This is a genomic window from Streptomyces sp. NPDC085937, assembly GCF_044540535.1.
In the GTDB taxonomy this organism is placed as follows: Bacteria; Actinomycetota; Actinomycetes; order Streptomycetales; family Streptomycetaceae; genus Streptomyces.
This window is the reverse complement of sequence record NZ_JBITSH010000007.1, coordinates 205,108-224,695: the sequence shown is the minus strand read 5'-3', so window position 1 is coordinate 224,695 and position 19,588 is coordinate 205,108. Positions and strand designations below refer to the sequence as shown.

The following is a 19,588-nucleotide window of genomic DNA, read 5'->3' as shown; positions in this document are numbered from 1 at the left end:
TTTCGACCGTCAACCCTTGGCTACTTACGAGTCAGGTGGTGGTTCGCACCCGTGTGCGGGGGCGCGACGAAGCGGGCTTCCGGCCCGCGAAGGCGGTGCTGAGAAGCCCTGATGTGATGTCTCTCACTTGTGTCCGGCAGGGCGGAAAAAGCCCCCGGATCACCCGTACGTGTCGCCGGGACCGGTGCTGCCCGGAGCCCGCAGCGGCCCGAAACGGCGGACCGGACCCCCGGGTCCGACGACCTTGATCAGTCGCACGGTGCCGTGCCCCAGATCGTCGTTCAGGCGGGCCACGAGTGTCGGCGCCAGCAGCCTCAGATTGGTCGCCCAGGCAGTGGAGTCGCAGCGCACCACCAGCACCCGCTCGTCCTCGTCGTAGCGCTCCGGCTCGCAGTGCTTGGCCACGTCCTCGCCGACGATCTCCGGCCAGCGGCCCATCACGCCGCCCACCGCCGCCGGGGCTTCCCAACCGCGCTCGGTGAGAAGGCGGTTGATCGCCGCGCCGAGCGCCATCGGGTCCCGCCGGTCGGTGCGCGCCCCGGAGCGCAGGCCCCCGCGCCGCGCCTGCTTCTTCTGCTGCGCCGCGTCCCCACGCGCGCGTGCCGCCTCCCGGGCCGCGCGCAGCGCCACGCGCGCCAGATCGACGCCGGAGGGCTCCGGCGACTTCCCGGAATCGCCGGCGGCCGGCTTCCCGTCGCTCATGCGCGCTCCACCGTCCCCTCGGCCACGGCGAACCGCGTACCCGCCAGCACGTGCGGTACGTCGTCGTCGACGGCGGCCGTCACCAGCACCTGCTCACCGGGGGCCACCAGCTCGGCCAGACGCTCCCGGCGGCGCGCGTCCAGCTCGGCGAACACGTCGTCCAGCACCAGCACCGGCTCGTTGCCCTCGGCGCGCAGCAGGTCGTAGGAGGCGAGGCGCAGCGCCAGGGCGTACGACCACGACTCGCCGTGCGAGGCGTAGCCCTTGGCGGGCAGCTGGCCCAGCTTGAGCAGCAGGTCGTCACGGTGCGGGCCGACCAGGGTGACCCCCCGTTCGATCTCCGGCTTGCGGGACTCCGCGAGCGCGGCCATCAGCTGCTCGAACAGGTCCTCGCGCGTGTGCGCCTCGCCCGGCGCGGACGGCTTGTACTCCAGGGCGACCGGGCCACCGCCGGGCGCCAGTTGCTCGTACGCCTTGTCGGCCAGCGGCTGGAGCGCGGCCACCAGGTCCAGGCGCTGCGCCAGGAGTTCGGCGCCCGCGCGCGCGAGGTGCTGGTCCCAGACGTCCAGCGTGGACAGGTCCAGGGTGCGTCCGCCGTGCCGACGGGCCAGCGCCGCCGACTTCAGCAGGGTGTTGCGCTGCTTGAGCACCCGGTCGTAGTCGGAGCGGACGCCCGCCATGCGCGGGGAGCGCGCGGTGATCAGCTCGTCGAGGAACCGTCGGCGCTCACCCGGATCGCCCTTGACCAGCGCCAGGTCCTCGGGCGCGAACAGCACGGTCCGCACGATCCCCAGCACGTCCCGCGGCCGGACCTGCGAGGACCGGTTGATGCGGGCGCGGTTGGCGCGGCCCGGGTTGAGCTCCAGCTCGATCAGCTGCTGCCGGTCGCCCTGCCGGACCTGGGCCCGGACGATCGCGCGGTCGGCGCCCATGCGGACCAGCGGGGCGTCGGAGGACACCCGGTGGCTGCCGAGGGTGGCGAGGTAGCCGACCGCCTCGACGAGGTTCGTCTTGCCCTGCCCGTTGGGGCCGACGAAGGCCGTCACCCCCGGGTCGAGCGGAACCTCGACCCGGGGGTAGGAGCGGAAGTCGGCCAGCGACAGATGCGTGACGTGCATGGTCGTTTCGCCGACCTCCCGCGGCGTTGTGGACCGCCGCGCGGTCCTGTGGACAAGTGCCGTCCCTGTGGACTACTTCTTCTCGACCGCGTGCCCGCCGAACTGGTTCCGCAGCGCCGCGATCATCTTCATCTGCGGCGAGTCCTCCTGGCGGGAGGCGAACCTCGCGAACAGCGAGGCCGTGATCGCCGGCAGCGGGACCGCGTTGTCGATGGCGGCCTCCACAGTCCAGCGTCCCTCACCGGAGTCCTGTGCATAACCCCGGAGGTCCTCCAGGTGCTCGTCCTCGTCGAGGGCGTTGACCGCCAGGTCGAGCAGCCAGGAGCGGATGACGGTGCCCTCCTGCCAGGAGCGGAAGACCTCCCGCACGTCGGTCACCGAGTCGACCTTCTCCAGCAGCTCCCAGCCCTCGGCGTAGGCCTGCATCATGGCGTACTCGATGCCGTTGTGGACCATCTTCGCGAAGTGCCCCGCGCCCACCTTGCCGGCGTGCACCGAGCCGAAGTCGCCCTCCGGCTTGAGGGCGTCGAATATCGGCTGCACCTTGGCGACGTCCTCCGCGGAGCCGCCGTACATCAGCGCGTAGCCGTTCTCCAGGCCCCAGACGCCGCCGGAGACGCCGCAGTCGACGAAGCCGATGCCCTTGGCGGCCAGCTCCGCGGCGTGCTTCTCGTCGTCCGTCCAGCGGGAGTTGCCGCCGTCCACCACGACGTCGCCGGGCTCCAGCAGCTCGGCGAGCTCGTCGACGGTGGACTGGGTCGGCTCGCCGGCCGGGACCATCACCCACACCACACGGGGGCCGCTGAGCTTGCCCACAAGCTCCTGCAGGCTGTGGACATCGGCGAGGTCCGGGTTGCGGTCGTACCCGAAGACGGTGTGGCCCGCGCGGCGCAGCCGCTCGCGCATGTTGCCGCCCATCTTGCCGAGACCGACGAGACCGAGCTCCATCAGATGTGTTCCTTAGGTTGCGACGGGACGTGACGGCACCTTGCGTGCCGGCGTCCGAGCCTAAACCCGGACGCTCGCGCACATCTGTGGGCATACGCGCTCACACGCCCGTCCTCACCTGCGGCTCCCGCGTGAAGCGGATCAGCCGCTGAGACGCACCGGCATGATCAGGTACTTGTAGGCCTCGTCCGCCTCCGCGTCCATCGCCGGGCGGCCGCTGAGCAGCGCCGGCTTGGTGGACGTGGTGAAGGACAGCTGGGCGACCGGGGAGTCGATGGCGCTCAGGCCGTCCAGCAGGAACGTCGGGTTGAAGGCGATGGAGATGTCGTCGCCCTCCAGCTGGGCGTCGACCCTTTCCACAGCCTGTGCGTCGTCGCTGGAACCGGCCTCCAGGATGAGCACACCCTGCTCGAAGCTCAGCCGCACCGGGGTGTTGCGCTCGGCGACCAGCGCCACGCGCTTCACGGCCTCCACGAAGGGGGCGGTCTCGATCACGGCGACGCTGTTGAACTCCGTCGGGAACAGCGTGCGGTACTTCGGGAGGTCGCCCTCCAGCAGGCGCGTGGTGGTACGGCGGCCGGCGCCCTCGAAACCGATCAGCCCCTCACCGGCACCGGAGCCCGACAGCGCCAGGATGACCTGGTCGCCGCTGGTCAGCGCCTTGGCGGTGTCCAGCAGCGTCTTGGCGGGCACCAGGGCGACCGCGGAAGCCTCCGGGTTCTCCGGCTTCCACAGGAACTCGCGGACCGCGAAGCGGTAGCGGTCGGTGGAGGCGAGCGTCACCGTGTCGCCCTCGATCTCGATGCGCACACCGGTGAGGACGGGCAGGGTGTCGTCGCGGCCGGCCGCGATGGCGACCTGCTGCACGGCGGAGGCGAAGACCTCGCCGGGGACGGTGCCCGTCGCGTTCGGCATCTGCGGCAGGGCCGGGTACTCCTCCACAGGCAGTGTGTGGAGGGTGAACCGGGAGGAGCCGCAGACCACCGTCGCCCGTACACCGTCTGTGGAAATCTCCACCGGCCGGTTGGGCAGGGCGCGGGAGATGTCGGCCAGCAGGCGGCCGGAGACCAGGACCGTGCCCTCCTCCTCGACCTCGGCCTCCACCGACACCCGCGCGGAGACCTCGTAGTCGAAGCTGGACAGGCTCAGCTGGCCGTCCTCGGCCTTGAGCAGCAGGCCGGCGAGGACAGGCGCCGGCGGACGGGCCGGGAGGCTGCGAGCCGCCCAGGCCACTGCCTCCGCGAGTACGTCGCGTTCCACCCGGATCTTCACTGTTGCCGCCTCCTGCTGTTGCCGGCGCTTCTCGCCCTGCCTGGCTTTCGTCGTCTGACTCGGTGTCGTCGGCCCCGGTGAGGGGAAGGACACCGGGGTCCAGTCTGACGCACCGCACTGACAGTAGGTGCCTCTCGGGGTCAAGTCGTGACGAGTGGCAGTCGGGCCGAGACAGCGAGTTGTGCACAGGACCCCCTTCGAAACGAATTCCTGGCTCTCTATGGTCGGGAGTAGTAGTAGGGCCTGTGGATACCGTGGATAACCCCGTTTTCCCAGGTCAGGCTCGGTTTTTTGTCCACCGACCCTGTGGGCGGCGCCCGTGGACAACCTGGCCGTTCTGTGGAGAACGGAAAGTTCTGCACATCCCGTGCACAGGGGAGGCCGAGTTCTCCCCAGCTGCGTCCCCAGGTTTGCGGTCCTTTCCCACAGCCCCCTCCGGCAGCACGATGTGACGGCTTTCACTCGCCCCGGTGAGAAGACGCGTCAGGTTGCCGAACAGTGGACAGCCATGTGGAGAAGCCGGTGATCACTGGGGACAACCGGCCGCAGCCTGTGGGTTGGCCGTGGACAACTTGATGCACAGCCTGTGGATCAGTTCTTCGTCCACAGTCTGTGGAGATCCTTCGTCCACGGATCCACAGGCAGATGACCTGCACAGATGCTGTGTCGCCAGGGTGCACTGTGGATGAGGTTGGGACAACTTCCCGGTCCCCAGCGTGTGGACGGGAAAAAGTCACCGAATCTGTGGAGGACGGCCGTAACCCCGGGCGGAAATCGAACACCGCACGGGGCCGTGACGCCGCCGGACGCCGCCGGAATCCGGAGGGGACTGCCGAGGGACGGGGTCGGAGACGCCTCTGGGCGTCGGACGGGGGCGACTGCGTGCGTCGGGTGGGGGTGCTCCGTGCGTCGGGTGGGGTGCTGCGTGCGTCGGCCGGGGGTGTCTGCGTGCCGTCCGACGATTGCGCCGCGGCGCCGTCGGCCGCCCGCAAGCGTGCGAGGGGGCCGCGTTGCCGATGCCGGGAGGGCGCCGAGGGGGGGCACACGAAGAAGGGCGCCCCCGGATCCCTCCGGAGGCGCCTTCGTGCGGTGTCGGGGCCGTCAGCCGGCCTTGATGCGGTTCGTGAGCTCGGTGACCTGGTTGTAGATGGAGCGCCGCTCCGCCATCAGATTGCGGATCTTCCGGTCGGCGTGCATCACCGTGGTGTGGTCCCGCCCCCCGAACAGCGCGCCGATCTTCGGCAGCGACAGGTCCGTCAGCTCACGACACAGGTACATGGCGATCTGCCGGGCGGTCACCAGCGCACGGCCGCGGGAGGTGCCGCACAGGTCCTCGACGGTGAGCCCGAAGTAGTCGGCGGTCGCGCCCATGATGGCCGTCGAGGTGATCTCCGGGGCCGAGTCGTCGCCACCGGGCATCAGGTCCTTCAGGACGATCTCCGTCAGCCCGAGGTCCACCGGCTGCCGGTTGAGCGACGCGAAAGCCGTCACCCGGATCAGCGCGCCCTCCAGCTCCCTGATGTTGCGGGAGATCCGGGAGGCGATGAACTCCAGCACCTCCGGCGGGGCGTTGAGCTGCTCCTGCACCGCCTTCTTGCGCAGGATCGCGATGCGCGTCTCCAGCTCGGGCGGCTGGACGTCGGTGATCAGGCCCCACTCGAAACGGTTCCGCAGCCGGTCCTCCAGCGTGACCAGCTGCTTGGGCGGCCGGTCGCTGGAGAGCACGATCTGCTTGTTGGCGTTGTGGAGCGTGTTGAACGTGTGGAAGAACTCCTCCTGCGTCGACTCCTTGTCCGCCAGGAACTGGATGTCGTCGACGAGCAGGATGTCCATCTCGCGGTAGCGCTTGCGGAAGCTGTCGCCCTTGCCGTCGCGGATGGAGTTGATGAACTCGTTGGTGAACTCCTCCGAGCTCACGTACCGCACGCGCGTACCCGGGTAGAGGCTCCGCGCGTAGTGCCCGATCGCGTGCAGCAGATGCGTCTTGCCGAGGCCCGACTCCCCGTAGATGAACAGCGGGTTGTATGCCTTCGCCGGCGCCTCGGCCACCGCCACGGCGGCCGCGTGCGCGAAGCGGTTGGACGCGCCGATCACGAAGGTGTCGAAGAGGTACTTCGGGTTCAGCCGTGCGGTCGGCTCGCCGGGGCCCGTCGCCGGGGCCGGCTGCGCGGCCAGAGGGCCGGGCGCACCGGTCGTGGGCAGGTTCGGGCCCACCGGGCCGCCGCGGTGGACGTGCCCCGAGCCGGGCGGCGGCTCGGGCAGGTCGCGGCGCATGGCGTCACGCTGGTCGTAGTCGCCCCGGGACGACTCGTAGTCGGAGCGCTGGTCGTATGAGGGGCGCTCCACAGGCTGGGGACGGTAGTCCTGGGAGGCCGGGCCGCCGTAGGCGTCCGAGCCGTAGGAGTCCTGCGAGCCGTACGCGTCCTGCGACGGGGAGCCGTAGGAGTCCTGTTGCGGTGAAGCGTAGGAGTCCTGGGGCGGAGAGGCGTAGGGGTCCCGGTCGGGGAAGCCGAGGCGCTGCTGCTGCCAGCCGTAGTCGTCCTGAGAGGGACGAGGCCAGGAGCCCGGCTCCGGGCGCTGGTACTCCGACGGGTAGGCGGGGCGGGCGGACGGCATCTGGTCACCGGGCGGTCCCGGCTGGTCGCCGCGGCGGCGACCGTAGCCCTCGTAGCCCTCGTACGGCTCGCGCTCCTGCCGGTCGTGCCGGTCCGGGCGCTCACGGTGCTCGGGACGGTCACGGTGGTCCGGGCGGTCCGGATGGACGGGCAGCTCCGGCTCCTCGTACCGCGGCTGCGGGCGGGGCGTGGGCGTGGCCGGGGGCTCGCCGGCGGTCTCGTCGACCGTGATCGCGATACGGATCGGGCGGCCGCACTCGCGGCTCAGGCTCTCGCTGACCACGGGGGCCAGACGCCCCTCGAGCACGCCCTTGGCGAACTCGTTGGGGACGGCGAGCAGTGCGGTGTCGGCCACCAGGGCCAGCGGCTGGCAGCGCCGGATCCAGTGCTCGTCCTTGCTCTCCACACCTTGACCACGGCCCTCGCCGAGCAGTTGCTCCAGTACGCGTGGCCACACTGCGGCAAGATCGGCAGGTACGTCAGCCACAGGGCACGCTCTCTCACAGGTCCCTCGATCGTGTGATGCGAAGGGACGGGTCGGGATGTAAATCGGGTGGTGGAGGGTCAAGGGAACGAATCGGAGTCCAGTCACGGTAGTCAGCGCGACCGGTACGGTTCAAGTTGTTGTCCCCAGCCTGTGGACAAGTGTCTCCTGGCGAGCGCCGGTTTGACCGAATGGCGCAGCCGCGCGTACCGTGACCAGGTCGAGTTGTCGATGGCTGCTGCCGCCTGCCTCCGATGGGCACAGATCGCGCATGTTGATCGGTCAGCGGTGCACTCGGGCGTAACGCGAGCTACTCGTGGGCGCACGGTGACAGCCAGGACGGCACCCCGCAACCACCGAATCTTTCTGGAGCCCCCGAGTGAGCAAGCGCACCTTCCAGCCGAACAACCGTCGTCGCGCCAAGACCCACGGCTTCCGGCTGCGTATGCGCACCCGTGCCGGCCGCGCGATTCTCGCGTCCCGCCGCAGCAAGGGTCGCGCCCGTCTGTCCGCCTGATCCCGATCAGGTCATGACATCGTGCTGCCCACCGAGAACCGGCTGAGGCGGCGCGAGGACTTCGCGACCGCGGTACGACGAGGACGCCGGGCCGGGCGCCAGCACCTCGTCGTCCACCTTCGTAGCGGTGCAACGGACCCGCATGCGCCTGGGGAGAGCGCTCCCCCGACGCGTGCGGGTTTCGTCGTGAGCAAAGCCGTTGGCGGTGCGGTGGTGCGCAACAAGGTGAAGCGGAGGCTTCGCCATCTGATGCGCGAGCGAGTCGACCAGCTGCCCCCCGGTAGCCTGGTAGTGGTACGAGCGCTGCCCGCCGCGGGCGACGCCGACCATGCACAGCTGGCCCGAGACCTGGATGCCGCTCTGCAGCGGCTGCTGGGAGGGGGCGCGCGATGAAGTACCCGCTGCTGGCCCTGATCAAGCTCTACCAGTGGACGATCAGTCCATTGCTGGGCCCGGTGTGCAAGTACTACCCGTCGTGTTCCCACTACGGCTACACGGCCATTGACCGGCACGGTGCCGTCAAGGGCACAGCACTCACGGCCTGGCGCATCCTGCGGTGCAATCCGTGGTCGCTGGGCGGTGTGGACCATGTCCCACCGCGTAAGCGTCCGCGGTGGCACGAAATGCTGCGTAACGCTTGGCGTGCACGCAAGGGCGGGACCTCCGCCGCCGAACCGGCCACCGAGGGACAAGCTTCTCCCACGAGTCCTACGAGTCCGTCGAGCCCGGCCGCAGAGACCTCGTCCCATGCCCAAGGAGCATGATTAGTGGACACGATTGCCAGCCTCTTCAGCTTCATCACGACACCTGTCTCCTGGGTCATCGTCCAGTTCCACAGCGTGTACGGCTCCATCTTCGGCCCGGACACGGGGTGGGCCTGGGGCCTGTCCATCGTGTCCCTGGTGATTCTGATCCGCATCTGCCTGATCCCGCTCTTCGTGAAGCAGATCAAGGCGACGCGCGCGATGCAGACGCTCCAGCCGGAGATGAAGAAGATCCAGGAGCGCTACAAGAACGACAAGCAGCGTCAGTCCGAAGAGATGATGAAGCTCTACAAGGAGACGGGCACCAACCCGCTCTCCTCGTGTCTTCCCATCCTGGCGCAGTCGCCGTTCTTCTTCGCGCTTTACCACGTGCTCAACAGCATCGCCTCGAACGACACGATCGGCGTGATCAACGAGCGTCTGCTGGAGAGCGCCCAGAAGGCCCACATCTTCGGTGCCCCGCTCGCCGCGAAGTTCACGGACAGCCCGGACAAGGTCGAGGCCCTGAACTCGACGCTGCTCGACGTCCGCATCGTCACGGCGATCATGATCGTCCTGATGTCGCTGTCGCAGTTCTACACGCAGCGCCAGCTGATGACGAAGAACGTCGACACCACGGTGAAGACGCCGTTCATGCAGCAGCAGAAGATGCTGATGTATGTCTTCCCCGTCATCTTCGCCGTCTTCGGCATCAACTTCCCGGTCGGTGTCCTCGTCTACTGGCTGACCACCAACGTGTGGACCATGGGCCAGCAGATGTACGTCATCCACAACAACCCCACGCCGGGTTCCAAGGCCCAGGCCGCCTACCTGGAGCGTCTCTCCAAGCACGTCGCCAAGCACGGCAAGACCCGCAACCGCCGGGAGCGCGCCATCGTCAAGGCGATCGTCGCGAAGGGCCGCGACCGCAACGAGTACGAGCGCAAGTTCATCAACGGCTTGAACAAGGCCGGCCTTGCCGCCCAGACCGACGGCAACGTCATCCGTGGCGAGAGCAGTGCCGCCGTCCAGGCCGAGGACGGTACGACGACCGCCACCGTTCCCAAGCGCCAGCAGCCCAAGCGGCAGTCCAAGTCCCAGCGCCAGTCCGGCACGGCCAAGGCGGGGGGTGAGCCCACCTCGCTGACGAAGGACGACGCACCCGAGGACGCCAAGCCCGCGGCCAAGAAGGGCAACGCCAAGCCCGCCGGCAACGGCAGCACCCGCAGCAAGGCCCAGTCCGGACAGCGCAAGGGCCCGCAGCGGCCCAAGTCCCCGTCCAAGAAGTAAGAAGGAGTCCATCCCGTGACGGAAGGCACCACCGCGGCCGCTGCCGAGGGCGCAGACACCCTGACCCGCCTGGAGCAGGAAGGCGACATCGCGGCGGACTACCTGGAGGGTCTGCTCGACATCGCCGATCTCGACGGCGACATCGACATGGACGTCGAGGCCGACCGCGCCTCTGTCTCGATCATCAGCGACACGGGCGGCCGTGATCTGCAGAAGCTGGTGGGCCGTGACGGCGAGGTCCTGGAGGCCCTCCAGGAGCTGACGCGCCTGGCTGTGCACCGGGAGACCGGTGACCGCAGCCGCCTGATGCTCGACATCGCCGGCTACCGCGCTCGCAAACGCACCGAGCTGGCCGACCTGGGGGCCAAGGCCGCCTCCGAGGCCAGGAGCAGCGGGCAGCCCGTGCGGCTCGACCCGATGACCCCGTTCGAGCGCAAGGTCGTGCACGACGCGGTCAAGGCCGCGGGCCTGCGCAGCGAGTCCGAGGGCGAGGAGCCGCAGCGCTTCGTCGTCGTGCTTCCCGCCTGATCGGTTCCACGTTCCACCGGCCCCGTCTGTTGCGCAGGCGGGGCCGAACTCTTGTCAGCCTGATAGTTCTGGTTCTGGTGCCGGCATGTGTGCCGGCACGGTACGGAAGGACGGTCCCCCGTGACGGAGGCAGCGGAGCTTCCCCCCGCGCCCGAGCAGGCCCGTGAGGTGTTCGGTGAGCGCTTCACGGACGCAGTCCGGTACGCCGAGCTGCTCGCGGAGGCGGGCGTTCAGCGCGGCCTCATCGGCCCGCGTGAGGTGCCCCGCCTCTGGGAGCGGCACCTGCTGAACTGTGCGGTGCTCTCGGAGGTCGTGCCCCAAGGCGTCACCGTGTGCGACGTCGGCTCGGGGGCCGGCCTGCCGGGCATTCCCCTGGCCCTGGTCCGCGAGGACCTGAAGATCACCCTCCTGGAACCGCTGCTCCGCCGTACCAACTTCCTGACCGAAGTCGTGGAGCTGCTCGGGCTGGACCATGTGACGGTCGTGCGGGGGCGGGCCGAGGAGGTCATGGGCAAGCTTCCCCCGGTGCACGTGGTCACCGCGCGTGCCGTGGCCCCGCTGGACCGGCTGGCCACCTGGGGCATTCCGCTGCTGCGGCCGTACGGGGAGATGCTCGCGCTCAAGGGCGACACCGCCGAGGAAGAGTTGAAGAGTGCGGCCACCGCACTGAGCAAGCTCGGCGCCGTCACCACGTCGGTCGTGCAGGTGGGAGAGGGCGTCGTCGACCCGATGTCCACGGTGGTGAGGGTCGAGGTCGGGGAGAGTCCCGGCGGCGTGCGCTTCGCGGCCAAGCGGGCCAAGGCCGCCCGCACGGGACGCGCCCGCCGCCGTCGCGGGTAGCGAGTCCCGGCTCCTCGATGTGGAGGTCGAGTGGCCGACACGATGTGACGACGCACCGGGACGACGCGCCCGGCCCGCTGGGCCGGGCGTACTCCACACAAGGTGCCATACCTGCGCATGCCGGAGTGTCGCGGCACGGCGGCCTCGACCGCTGTGCATCGTGTTTCACGTGAAACGTCGCTCACTGCTGCACGGCATCATCAGTCGGGGCCGCGCTGCGGCCGAACCCCGTGACCGGAAGCCCCTCGGTTCCCTTGCGGAGGGCCCTGCCCCTGACGGGAAACCCAGCCCCTCCCGGGGTACGGAGTTGTCCACAGAGGTGGATTTCTCCACAGAACGTCAGGCCTCACTGGTTCGCGACCCCGTAGGCATGGGAGGCTCTGTTCATAGCGAGCCTGAAGTCGAGGAGAGTGAATCCTTGCGGTCCGACGCCAACATCGCGGGACCGATGACCGACCCGGTCCCCGGTCCCCGTACCGAATCGATGGGGGCGGATGTTTCACGTGAAACACCGCCTCCGATGGACGACACTCCCATCGGTCGTGCTGCCCAACTGGCGGTGGAGGCTCTGGGCCGTGCCGGTGAGGGGCTTCCACGTCCCGAGCAGACCCGTGTCATCGTGGTCGCCAACCAAAAGGGCGGCGTCGGCAAGACGACGACAACCGTCAATCTCGCGGCCTCGCTCGCTCTGCACGGCTCCCGCGTCCTGGTGATCGACCTCGACCCTCAGGGCAACGCGTCCACCGCCCTGGGTATCGACCACCACGCGGAGGTGCCCTCCATCTACGACGTGCTGGTGGAGAGCAAGCCGCTGGCGGAGGTCGTCCAGCCTGTACCGGACGTCGAGGGACTCTTCTGCGCCCCCGCCACTATCGATCTCGCCGGTGCGGAGATCGAGCTGGTGTCACTGGTGGCGCGTGAGAGCCGACTGCAGCGGGCGATCCAGGCCTATGAGCAGCCGCTGGACTACATCCTCATCGACTGCCCGCCGTCGCTCGGCCTGCTCACGGTCAACGCCCTCGTGGCGGGCCAGGAGGTGCTGATCCCGATCCAGTGCGAGTACTACGCGCTGGAAGGGCTCGGGCAGCTGTTGCGCAACGTCGACCTGGTGCGGGGCCACCTGAACCCCACACTGCACGTCTCGACCATCCTGCTCACCATGTACGACGGCCGGACACGGCTCGCGTCCCAGGTTGCGGAGGAGGTACGCACCCACTTCGGCGACGAGGTCCTGCGGACCAGCATCCCCCGCTCCGTCCGTATCTCCGAGGCGCCGAGCTACGGCCAGACGGTGCTGACTTACGATCCTGGATCGAGCGGTGCCCTCTCGTACTTCGAGGCGGCGCGTGAGATCGCGCTGAGAGGCGTCGGCGTCAGCTATGACGCATCGCAGGCGCACATCGGCGCACAGCAGACTGATCCGAACATGGTGGAGGGCGTGCAGTGAGTGAGCGACGGAGGGGGCTGGGTCGTGGTCTCGGAGCACTGATCCCCGCTGCCCCGGTAGAGAAGACGGTGCCACCGGCCGCAATCGGCGGGACGGCTTCCCCGTCACCCGCAGCGGTGCCGATCCTGCCGAACGAGCGTGGGGTGGCGGCCGCGAAGGTGGCCGCACTGACGTCTGTTTCACGTGAAACCGAGGACACGACTGCGGCGAGCCCTGCTGCCGCGCCGGCTCCGCCGGTGGGCGCTCACTTCGCCGAAATCCCCCTCGACGCCATCACGCCGAACCCACGGCAGCCCCGTGAGGTCTTCGACGAGGACGCTCTGTCCGAGCTCATCACCTCCATCCAGGAGGTGGGCCTCCTCCAACCCGTGGTCGTGCGCCAGGTGGGCGGCGGCCGCTACGAGCTCATCATGGGCGAGCGCCGATGGCGTGCCTGCCGCGAGGCCGGTCTGGAGGCCATCCCGGCGATCGTGCGGGCCACGGACGACGAGAAGCTCCTCCTCGACGCCCTGCTGGAGAACCTGCACCGCGCCCAGCTGAACCCGCTGGAAGAGGCTGCCGCCTACGACCAGCTCCTGAAGGACTTCAACTGCACGCATGATCAGCTCGCCGACCGCATCGGCCGGTCCCGCCCGCAGGTGTCCAACACCCTGCGTCTGCTGAAGCTCTCCCCGACCGTTCAGCGCCGGGTGGCCGCGGGAGTGCTGTCGGCCGGACACGCCCGCGCGCTGCTGTCCGTCGAGGACTCCGAGGAGCAGGATCGTCTCGCTCACCGCATCGTGGCCGAGGGCCTTTCCGTGCGGGCCGTCGAGGAGATCGTGACCTTGATGGGCTCCCGGCCTCAGAAGGCTCAGCGTGCCAAGGGACCGCGTGCGGGCGCGCGCGTGTCGCCGGCCCTGTCCGAACTGGCGACGCGTCTCTCGGACCGCTTCGAGACGCGGGTGAAGGTCGACCTCGGGCAGAAAAAAGGCAAGATCACCGTCGAGTTCGCCTCGATGGAGGACCTGGAGCGCATCCTCGGCACCCTCGCACCTGGAGAGGGTCCGGTACTGCAAAGCAGCCTCGGCGACGAGGACGAGGCCGAGGAGATCGATTCCTGAGGGTCGCTCGTCCCGGTCTCAAGACCGATTGGGGCGGGCCGTGTCCGGTCGTGCCGGAACGCGGCCCGCCCCTTTGCCTTTTGTCGGTATCGGGGGAATCGCTTCGTGGATACGATGCGACTGAACAGGGCGTATCCACCCAGCAACACCTCTGAGAGCTAGGCAGGGGCCATGCGAATGACGAGCCGCACCGGATTGATGAGCGCGGGGCTGGGGGTGGGCGTCGTCAGCGGCTTCATCGGCAGCCTGCTCAGGGAACGGAGTGCTCTGACAGCCGCCCGTATGGCAGCGGGCGAAGGAAGCGAGGAACAGGCTTCATGGGCCGTCGGCTCGTACCGCTCACGCTGGACAACCTTCCCGACCTCCCCCAGCGCTGTCGCTCGTGCGTCTTCTGGGAGCTCGACCCCGTCAGCGGCGAGGCAGCGGTAAAGGCGGGAACCTCCACAGTGGAGAAGGAGTCCTGGATCTCGGCGGTCCTTCTCGACTGGGGCTCCTGCGGACGGGTCGTCTACGTCGACGACGTCCCCGTGGGCTACGTCCTCTACGCGCCTCCGGCCTACGTGCCGCGCTCCACGGCGTTCCCCACCAGCCCGGTGTCCCCCGACGCGGTGCAGCTGATGACCGCGTTCATCCTGCCGGAGTACCAGGGGCAGGGACTCGGCCGGGTGATGGTGCAAACGGTGGCGAAGGATCTGCTGCGCCGGGGTTTCAAGGCGATCGAGGCGTTCGCCGACGCGCGGTGGAAGGAGCCCGCCTGTGTGCTTCCTGCGGACCACCTGCTGGCCGTCGGCTTCAAAACGGTCCGCCAGCACCCGACGTACCCGCGGCTGCGCCTGGAGCTGAGGTCGACGCTCTCCTGGAAGGAAGACGTCGAGATGGCGCTCGACCGGTTGCTTGGAGCCGTACAGAAGGAGCCGGTCCTGCGACCTCTCTGAGTTCACTCACACGGATGGGCCGACCCAACCGGGTCGGCCCATCCGGGTTTCACGTGAAACATGCACCGCCGGGGAGGCGGTTTCTCACTACTCGGCGATGAAGTCCTCAAGGTCACGCACGATCGCGCCCTTGGGCTTGGCACCGACGATGGTCTTGGCGACCTCGCCACCCTGGTAGACGTTCAGGGTCGGGATGGACATGACGCCGTACTTGGCAGCCGTGCCCGGGTTCTCGTCGATGTTCAGCTTGACGACCTCGATCTTGTCGCCGTACTCCGCGGCGATGGCCTCGAGGGACGGAGCGATCTGACGGCACGGGCCGCACCAGGCGGCCCAGAAATCCACCAGGACAGGCTTGTCGTTCTTGAGGACGTCCTGCTCGAAGGAGTCGTCGGTCACGTTCTTCAGGGTGCCGGCCACAGCGGGCTCCTTAACTAATTGGTGCGTGGGGCGGGTGGGTCAGACAGTGGTCTTCTCGGGCTCGGCCTTCTCCTCGTCGGCCAGAGCGGCGAGGTAGCGCTCGGCGTCAAGGGCGGCCGAGCAGCCGGTGCCGGCCGCGGTGATCGCCTGACGGTAGGTGTGGTCCACCACGTCGCCGGCTCCGAAGACTCCCGTGACGTTGGTGCGCGTCGAGGGTGCGTCGACCTTGAGGTAGCCCTCCTCGTCCAGCTGGAGCTGGCCCTTGAAGAGCTCGGTACGCGGGTCGTGGCCGATCGCGATGAACAGGCCCGTCACCGCCAGGTCGGAAAGCTCACCCGTCTTGACGTTGCGCAGCTTCAGACCCGAGAGCTTCTGGTCGCCCAGAACCTCGGCAACCTCGCTGTCCCAGACGAACGAGATCTTCGGGTCGGCGAAGGCGCGCTCCTGCATGGCCTTGGAGGCGCGCAGCGTGTCACGGCGGTGGACGATCGTCACCGACTTGGCGAAGCGGGAGAGGAAGGTCGCCTCCTCCATGGCGGTGTCACCGCCACCGATGACGGCGATGTCCTGGTCCTTGAAGAAGAAGCCGTCACAGGTGGCACACCACGAGACGCCACGGCCCGAGAGGGCGTCCTCGTTCGGCAGCCCCAGCTTGCGGTGCTGCGAGCCGGTGGTCACGATGACGGCCTTCGCCTTGTGGACCGTGCCGGCGGTGTCCGTGACGGTCTTGATCTCACCGGTCAGGTCGACGGCGACGACGTCATCCGGAACCAGCTCGGCGCCGAAGCGCTCGGCCTGGGCCCGCATGTTGTCCATGAGCTCAGGGCCCATGATGCCGTCCTGGAAGCCGGGGAAGTTCTCCACGTCGGTGGTGTTCATCAGCGCACCGCCGGCGGTGACAGCGCCCTCGAACACCAGGGGCTTCAGCGACGCACGGGCGGTGTAGAGCGCCGCCGTGTAGCCGGCGGGCCCCGAGCCGATGATGATCACGTTACGGACGTCGCTCACGGCTAGATTCCTCGTCTCTGGTCTGCGTCGTTCGACCGGTGGGAGCTTCTTTCGGAACTCTCACCCCACCCAACGGATCCTAAGGGGCCCGCATTCCCGCCGTGCCCGGGCACACGCAGACGGTGCTCCGGCGGCAGGCCGGGGCCACACACCGTACGGGATACCAAGGAGAGCGCAGATCATGCGCCCGGCCGTCAGCGGGTGTAGGAGTGCTCCAGCAGCACCTGCGCGGTGGAGGACGGAGAGGAGTTCCGCACACACGTCGCCTCGACGATGTAGGCCGTCACCCGGGTGGCGTCCGACGCGTCGGGGAGGACGACGAGCAGGGCGTCCTTGCCCTGGTAGATGCCCTGCTCGGTGGCCAGCGCGGCGTCGTTGCGACCGATGCCGTCCTGGATGCATGCCGGAACCGCAGGCTTCGTCAGCACCCGGGGGTTGGCGGCACCCGAATCTGAGGGCAGTCCGAAGGTGTGGGGGGAGCGAGCGCTCTTGTCCTGCTCCGGGTTCCGCGCGAGAAGGTCGGCGACCTGCCTCTCCAGCTTCCCCTCGGAGAAGGTGTCCGCAGCGGTCGTCCGCTGCCCTTCAGGTGAGGTGCCGCTGTCGTTCATCGACGACAGCACGACGGAGCCAAGACCGAGGGCGGCGACGGTGAACACAGTCCCCAGTACGGCGACCCGCCGGTTCCTCCCCCGCAAGCGTGGTTTGCGGCCAGGACCCGTCGTCGAGGAACGGGGGCGGCCCGAGGGCCCCTGGGACGGCGTCGGTGTTTCACGTGAAACATGCTGCTGATCGTCGCCGCTCTCGACCGGAACAGCGGGAATGCTGCGATCCGCACTGTCGGGCGCGGGCGCCGCGGCGTGCAGCAGGGCCTCGGCGGCCAGCGCCGCGTCGATGCGGCCCGCGACATCGGCCGGCATGCGCGGCGGGCCGGGGATGGTGCCGAGGAGGCCCCTGATCTCTTCTAGGGACGCATGGACGTCGGCACAGAGAGCGCACCGGTCCAGGTGCCTGCGTACGACGTCCCGGCGGGCCGCGGGGAGCAGCCCCTCGGTGAGGTCGGAGATCTCCGCGACGTCGGGATGCTCTGCCTTGTCGGTCGTCGACGTCACGCTCGCCCACCTCCGCCCTTCAGTGCAGCCGGGTCGCTCGATTCTGGGTCCGGCGGGTCCGGTCGCTCTGGACCCGCTGCGGGTGGGACGGACGCGCCCCTGGTCCGGTTCCGTGGCGCGCCTCTCTGCTCACCCTCGCTGGTGCCCTCCGGACGCAGGTGGGTGAGCAACGGCAGGAGTCTCGCCCTGCCGCGGGCGCATCGGCTCTTGATGGTGCCGGTCGGCACGTCGAGGATCCGGGCCGCCTCGGCGACGGGGTAACCCTGCATGTCGACCAGGACGAGTGCGGTCCGTTGGTCGGGCGGAAGGGTGCCCATCGCCTCGATGAGCTGGCGGTGCAGATCGTTGCGTTCCGCTGGTGCCGAGGCGGACTCGTGCGGCTCCAGCAGTTGCTCCAGGCGCTCCGTGTCGTCGACCGGTGCGGTCTTCCGCGAGGCGGCCTTGCGCGCGCGGTCCAGACAGGCGTTCACCGTGATGCGGTGCAGCCACGTCGTGACGGCCGACTGGCCGCGGAAGGTGTGGGCGGCCCGGTAGGCGGAGACGAGGGCGTCCTGGACGGCATCAGCGGCTTCCTCGCGGTCCCCCAGCGTCCGGAGGGCGACGGCCCACAGCCGGTCGCGGTGCCGCCTCACGATTTCACCGAAGGCTTCGGCGTCGCCGTCGACGTGCCGGGCGAGCAGGTCCTGATCGCTCACTCCGTCGTATGCGGCGCCGTCCGCCATCGGATCCCCTCCCTCGAGGCAGCCGGCCTCAGCTGGTCACCTTGACGTCCGCGATCCGGCCGCGCCACTTCCCGTCGTCTGCCTGCGTGGGCAGCTCGGTCAGCCAGACCAGCAGGTAACGGCTTTTCACCGTCTCCTTGGGCGTAAGGACGACGGAGGTGCCCGACCCCTCGGCGACCTTGCTGTAGGAGTCGAAGGACGTCGGTCGCGTCCCGGTGTCGCCGGGTGCGGCACGGAGCTCGACGGACGTGCTGCCGATGAAGGACACGTCGACCTTGCCGACCTCCTGGCTCTTGCCGAGGTCGAGGATGACACCCACACCCGGCTTCAGCCGGCCGAAGTCGGAGGTCTCGTAGTAGCTCGTCTGCCAGTAGCTGTTCGGGTCACCATCGATGATCTTGGGCACGTTCTCCGGGTACTCGGAGCCGTCCTTGCCGAAGGGGTCGAAGTCGTGTGCCTCCGCGACGGTGATGGGCTTGCCACGCACCGGCTTGTCGGCGTTCTTGTCGTCCCCGTCCGTCGGCTGGGTCTTGTTGGTGTCCTCGGACTTGCCGCCCTGCTCCAGCAGCGCGTCCGCGAGCTGCCAACTGCCCAGCCCCAGGGCGGCGATCAGGAGGGCCGAGACGGCCCATTTCAGCGCCTTGCCCGTACGGCTCTGCAGCGGCGGGGGCGGAACCGGGGACGGCTGGGTGACGTGGGGGCGTGCTGCGGGACGGCCGTAGGAGCCCTGCTGGTACGTGGTGCGCTGATAGTCCGGCGGAGTGGTGAACGCGGGCTCCGGCGGACGGATGCGGGGCATCTCACCGATCGCCTTCACCAGCTCCTCCGGCGTGGTGCACGGCGACTCGTGACGGGAGGCGGTGGCACCGTCGTTGGCGAGGGCGCGCATGGCCAGTTCGGACAGGCCGCGGTGGACGCCGGCGCGGACCTGGTCCGGCGGGATGAGGCCGATGTCCTTCGGCAGGCCGGCCATGCCGTAGGCGTCGTTCTCGTACGGCCAACGCTGCGTCAGCGCCGCGTAGAGCAGGGCGCCGACCGACTCCGTGTCCGTGCGCTGCGGGGTGTCCGAGCTGACGCCGCGCAGGGCGGCGTTGACGGCGAGACCGCGGATGCGCCACTGACCGGTCGACGTGCGCAGGACGGCGTTGGGGTTGAGACGCAGATGGGCGAGGCCCTCGCGGTGGGCCGCCGCCATGGCGCTCGAGACCTGACTGACCATCTGGTAGGCGTCGTACACCTCCAGCGGTCCGGAGGCGAGCAAGGTGGTCAGCTCGGTGGCGTCGGGCAGCCATTCGTGCACGACGTAGACGACGTCGTTCTCCTCGACGGCGTCCAGCACCTGGACGAAACGCGGGTCGCCCAGCAGGGCCGAGGAACGGGCCGCGGCCAGCACTGACCGGGCACGTGAGTGGTCCGCGGGCAGGATGTGCACGCCGACGGCACGGCGGAGCTTCTCGTCCACGGCACGCCAACTGCTGAACCCGTCCAGTCGGGTGACGCACTCTTCCAGGCGGTAGCGCCTGGCCAGTTTGTGGCCGCTGTGCAGTTCGGGTGGCGAGGTCGTCGCGGAACCCTCGGTCCCGGTGCTCTCCTGTGCCTCGTCGCTGTCCGTGTCCCGCTCCCGGTTCTTGGCCACCCCGTCGGCCGTGGACTGGTCCGCCTCCGCGGTCAGCGACTGCTCGCCGCTGTTGTCTGCCACGTCGACGGCAGCTGTGCTCCGTTCCGCCACCGTCGTTCCCTGCCTCCCCATCCATTGCGCGTCGGCCGGCATCCGTCGCGCGCAGTCCGAC

At 69.1% G+C, this 19,588-nt stretch carries 19 protein-coding genes; 9 read left to right on the top strand and 10 right to left on the bottom strand.

Annotation, left to right across the window (positions count from 1 at the left end; all coding sequences use genetic code 11):
* Positions 1–159 precede the first annotated feature (159 nt).
* The 5 genes from ACIF8S_RS17585 to dnaA form a co-directional block, all read right to left on the bottom strand.
* Complete coding sequence (locus ACIF8S_RS17585; RefSeq protein ID WP_399999965.1) at positions 160–702, bottom strand: DUF721 domain-containing protein; 543 nt, start codon at positions 700–702, stop codon at positions 160–162.
* A complete protein-coding gene (recF, locus tag ACIF8S_RS17580) occupies positions 699–1,820 on the bottom strand; it encodes a DNA replication/repair protein RecF (RefSeq protein ID WP_399999964.1) in 1,122 nt (373 codons plus the stop codon). The genes ACIF8S_RS17585 and recF overlap by 4 nt, the downstream gene beginning before the upstream one ends.
* A 72-nt stretch (positions 1,821–1,892) precedes the next feature.
* Positions 1,893–2,768: a phosphogluconate dehydrogenase (NAD(+)-dependent, decarboxylating) gene (gene gnd, locus ACIF8S_RS17575; RefSeq protein ID WP_024886273.1), complete on the bottom strand. Its 876-nt coding sequence runs from the start codon at positions 2,766–2,768 to the stop codon at positions 1,893–1,895.
* A gap of 141 nt (positions 2,769–2,909) precedes the next feature.
* Positions 2,910–4,040 carry a DNA polymerase III subunit beta gene (gene dnaN, locus ACIF8S_RS17570; RefSeq protein WP_024886272.1) on the bottom strand — a complete coding sequence of 377 codons (1,131 nt, stop codon included), beginning with the start codon at positions 4,038–4,040 and terminating at the stop codon, positions 2,910–2,912.
* Positions 4,041–5,141: 1,101 nt separating this feature from the next.
* Complete coding sequence (dnaA, locus tag ACIF8S_RS17565; RefSeq protein WP_399999963.1) at positions 5,142–7,142, bottom strand: chromosomal replication initiator protein DnaA; 2,001 nt, start codon at positions 7,140–7,142, stop codon at positions 5,142–5,144.
* Between the two features lie 376 nt (positions 7,143–7,518).
* On the opposite strand from dnaA, the gene rpmH reads away from it, so the two are divergent.
* From rpmH to ACIF8S_RS17520, 9 genes are all read left to right on the top strand, one after another.
* The gene (gene rpmH, locus ACIF8S_RS17560) at positions 7,519–7,656 is read left to right on the top strand and encodes a 50S ribosomal protein L34 (RefSeq protein ID WP_003956500.1); all 138 of its coding nucleotides are present in this window, start codon (positions 7,519–7,521) and stop codon (positions 7,654–7,656) included.
* 21 nt (positions 7,657–7,677) lie between these two features.
* Positions 7,678–8,049 (top strand): ribonuclease P protein component, encoded by a 372-nt coding sequence (gene rnpA / locus ACIF8S_RS17555; protein WP_078541040.1) that lies wholly within the window; start codon positions 7,678–7,680, stop codon positions 8,047–8,049.
* The gene (gene yidD, locus ACIF8S_RS17550; RefSeq protein WP_078541038.1) at positions 8,046–8,420 is read left to right on the top strand and encodes a membrane protein insertion efficiency factor YidD; all 375 of its coding nucleotides are present in this window, start codon (positions 8,046–8,048) and stop codon (positions 8,418–8,420) included. Before rnpA ends, yidD begins: the two co-directional genes overlap by 4 nt.
* Positions 8,421–8,423: 3 nt before the next feature.
* Complete coding sequence (yidC, locus tag ACIF8S_RS17545) at positions 8,424–9,689, top strand: membrane protein insertase YidC (RefSeq protein WP_399999962.1); 1,266 nt, start codon at positions 8,424–8,426, stop codon at positions 9,687–9,689.
* A 15-nt stretch (positions 9,690–9,704) separates the two neighbouring features.
* Positions 9,705–10,217 (top strand): protein jag, encoded by a 513-nt coding sequence (locus ACIF8S_RS17540; protein WP_399999961.1) that lies wholly within the window; start codon positions 9,705–9,707, stop codon positions 10,215–10,217.
* A 120-nt stretch (positions 10,218–10,337) separates the two neighbouring features.
* Positions 10,338–11,057 carry a 16S rRNA (guanine(527)-N(7))-methyltransferase RsmG gene (gene rsmG, locus ACIF8S_RS17535; RefSeq protein ID WP_399999960.1) on the top strand — a complete coding sequence of 240 codons (720 nt, stop codon included), beginning with the start codon at positions 10,338–10,340 and terminating at the stop codon, positions 11,055–11,057.
* Positions 11,058–11,427: 370 nt separating this feature from the next.
* Entirely contained in the window at positions 11,428–12,504 is a 1,077-nt protein-coding gene (locus tag ACIF8S_RS17530) for a ParA family protein (protein ID WP_400000067.1), read from the top strand.
* On the top strand, positions 12,501–13,604 hold the full coding sequence (locus ACIF8S_RS17525; RefSeq protein ID WP_399999959.1) for a ParB/RepB/Spo0J family partition protein: 1,104 nt from the start codon (positions 12,501–12,503) through the stop codon (positions 13,602–13,604). The genes ACIF8S_RS17530 and ACIF8S_RS17525 overlap by 4 nt, the downstream gene beginning before the upstream one ends.
* Positions 13,605–13,921: 317 nt before the next feature.
* Positions 13,922–14,539, top strand: coding sequence for a GNAT family N-acetyltransferase (locus ACIF8S_RS17520; RefSeq protein WP_399999958.1), 618 nt, complete (start codon positions 13,922–13,924; stop codon positions 14,537–14,539).
* Positions 14,540–14,626: 87 nt separating this feature from the next.
* Here ACIF8S_RS17520 and trxA read toward each other — a convergent pair whose 3' ends face one another.
* The 5 genes from trxA to ACIF8S_RS17495 all read right to left on the bottom strand — a co-directional run bounded on the left by trxA (position 14,627) and on the right by ACIF8S_RS17495 (position 19,527).
* Positions 14,627–14,959 (bottom strand): thioredoxin, encoded by a 333-nt coding sequence (gene trxA / locus ACIF8S_RS17515; protein WP_024886262.1) that lies wholly within the window; start codon positions 14,957–14,959, stop codon positions 14,627–14,629.
* 39 nt (positions 14,960–14,998) lie between these two features.
* Positions 14,999–15,967 (bottom strand): thioredoxin-disulfide reductase, encoded by a 969-nt coding sequence (gene trxB / locus ACIF8S_RS17510; RefSeq protein WP_399999957.1) that lies wholly within the window; start codon positions 15,965–15,967, stop codon positions 14,999–15,001.
* 194 nt (positions 15,968–16,161) lie between these two features.
* On the bottom strand, positions 16,162–17,076 hold the full coding sequence (locus tag ACIF8S_RS17505; RefSeq protein ID WP_399999956.1) for a hypothetical protein: 915 nt from the start codon (positions 17,074–17,076) through the stop codon (positions 16,162–16,164).
* Positions 17,073–17,798 carry an RNA polymerase sigma factor SigM gene (sigM, locus tag ACIF8S_RS17500; RefSeq protein ID WP_399999955.1) on the bottom strand — a complete coding sequence of 242 codons (726 nt, stop codon included), beginning with the start codon at positions 17,796–17,798 and terminating at the stop codon, positions 17,073–17,075. The genes ACIF8S_RS17505 and sigM overlap by 4 nt, the downstream gene beginning before the upstream one ends.
* A gap of 28 nt (positions 17,799–17,826) precedes the next feature.
* Positions 17,827–19,527 (bottom strand): protein kinase family protein, encoded by a 1,701-nt coding sequence (locus tag ACIF8S_RS17495; protein ID WP_399999954.1) that lies wholly within the window; start codon positions 19,525–19,527, stop codon positions 17,827–17,829.
* Positions 19,528–19,588: the final 61 nt, after the last annotated feature.

Bases quoted from the DNA above. Each gene is read 5' to 3' on its own strand.
- ACIF8S_RS17585 (WP_399999965.1), bottom strand. From the start codon at position 702: ATGAGCGACGGGAAGCCGGCCGCCGGCGATTCCGGGAAGTCGCCGGAG.
- recF (WP_399999964.1), bottom strand. From the start codon at position 1,820: ATGCACGTCACGCATCTGTCGCTGGCCGACTTCCGCTCCTACCCCCGG.
- gnd (WP_024886273.1), bottom strand. From the start codon at position 2,768: ATGGAGCTCGGTCTCGTCGGTCTCGGCAAGATGGGCGGCAACATGCGC.
- yidD (WP_078541038.1), top strand. From the start codon at position 8,046: ATGAAGTACCCGCTGCTGGCCCTGATCAAGCTCTACCAGTGGACGATC.
- ACIF8S_RS17530 (WP_400000067.1), top strand. From the start codon at position 11,428: ATGGGAGGCTCTGTTCATAGCGAGCCTGAAGTCGAGGAGAGTGAATCC.
- ACIF8S_RS17520 (WP_399999958.1), top strand. From the start codon at position 13,922: ATGGGCCGTCGGCTCGTACCGCTCACGCTGGACAACCTTCCCGACCTC.
- sigM (WP_399999955.1), bottom strand. From the start codon at position 17,798: ATGGCGGACGGCGCCGCATACGACGGAGTGAGCGATCAGGACCTGCTC.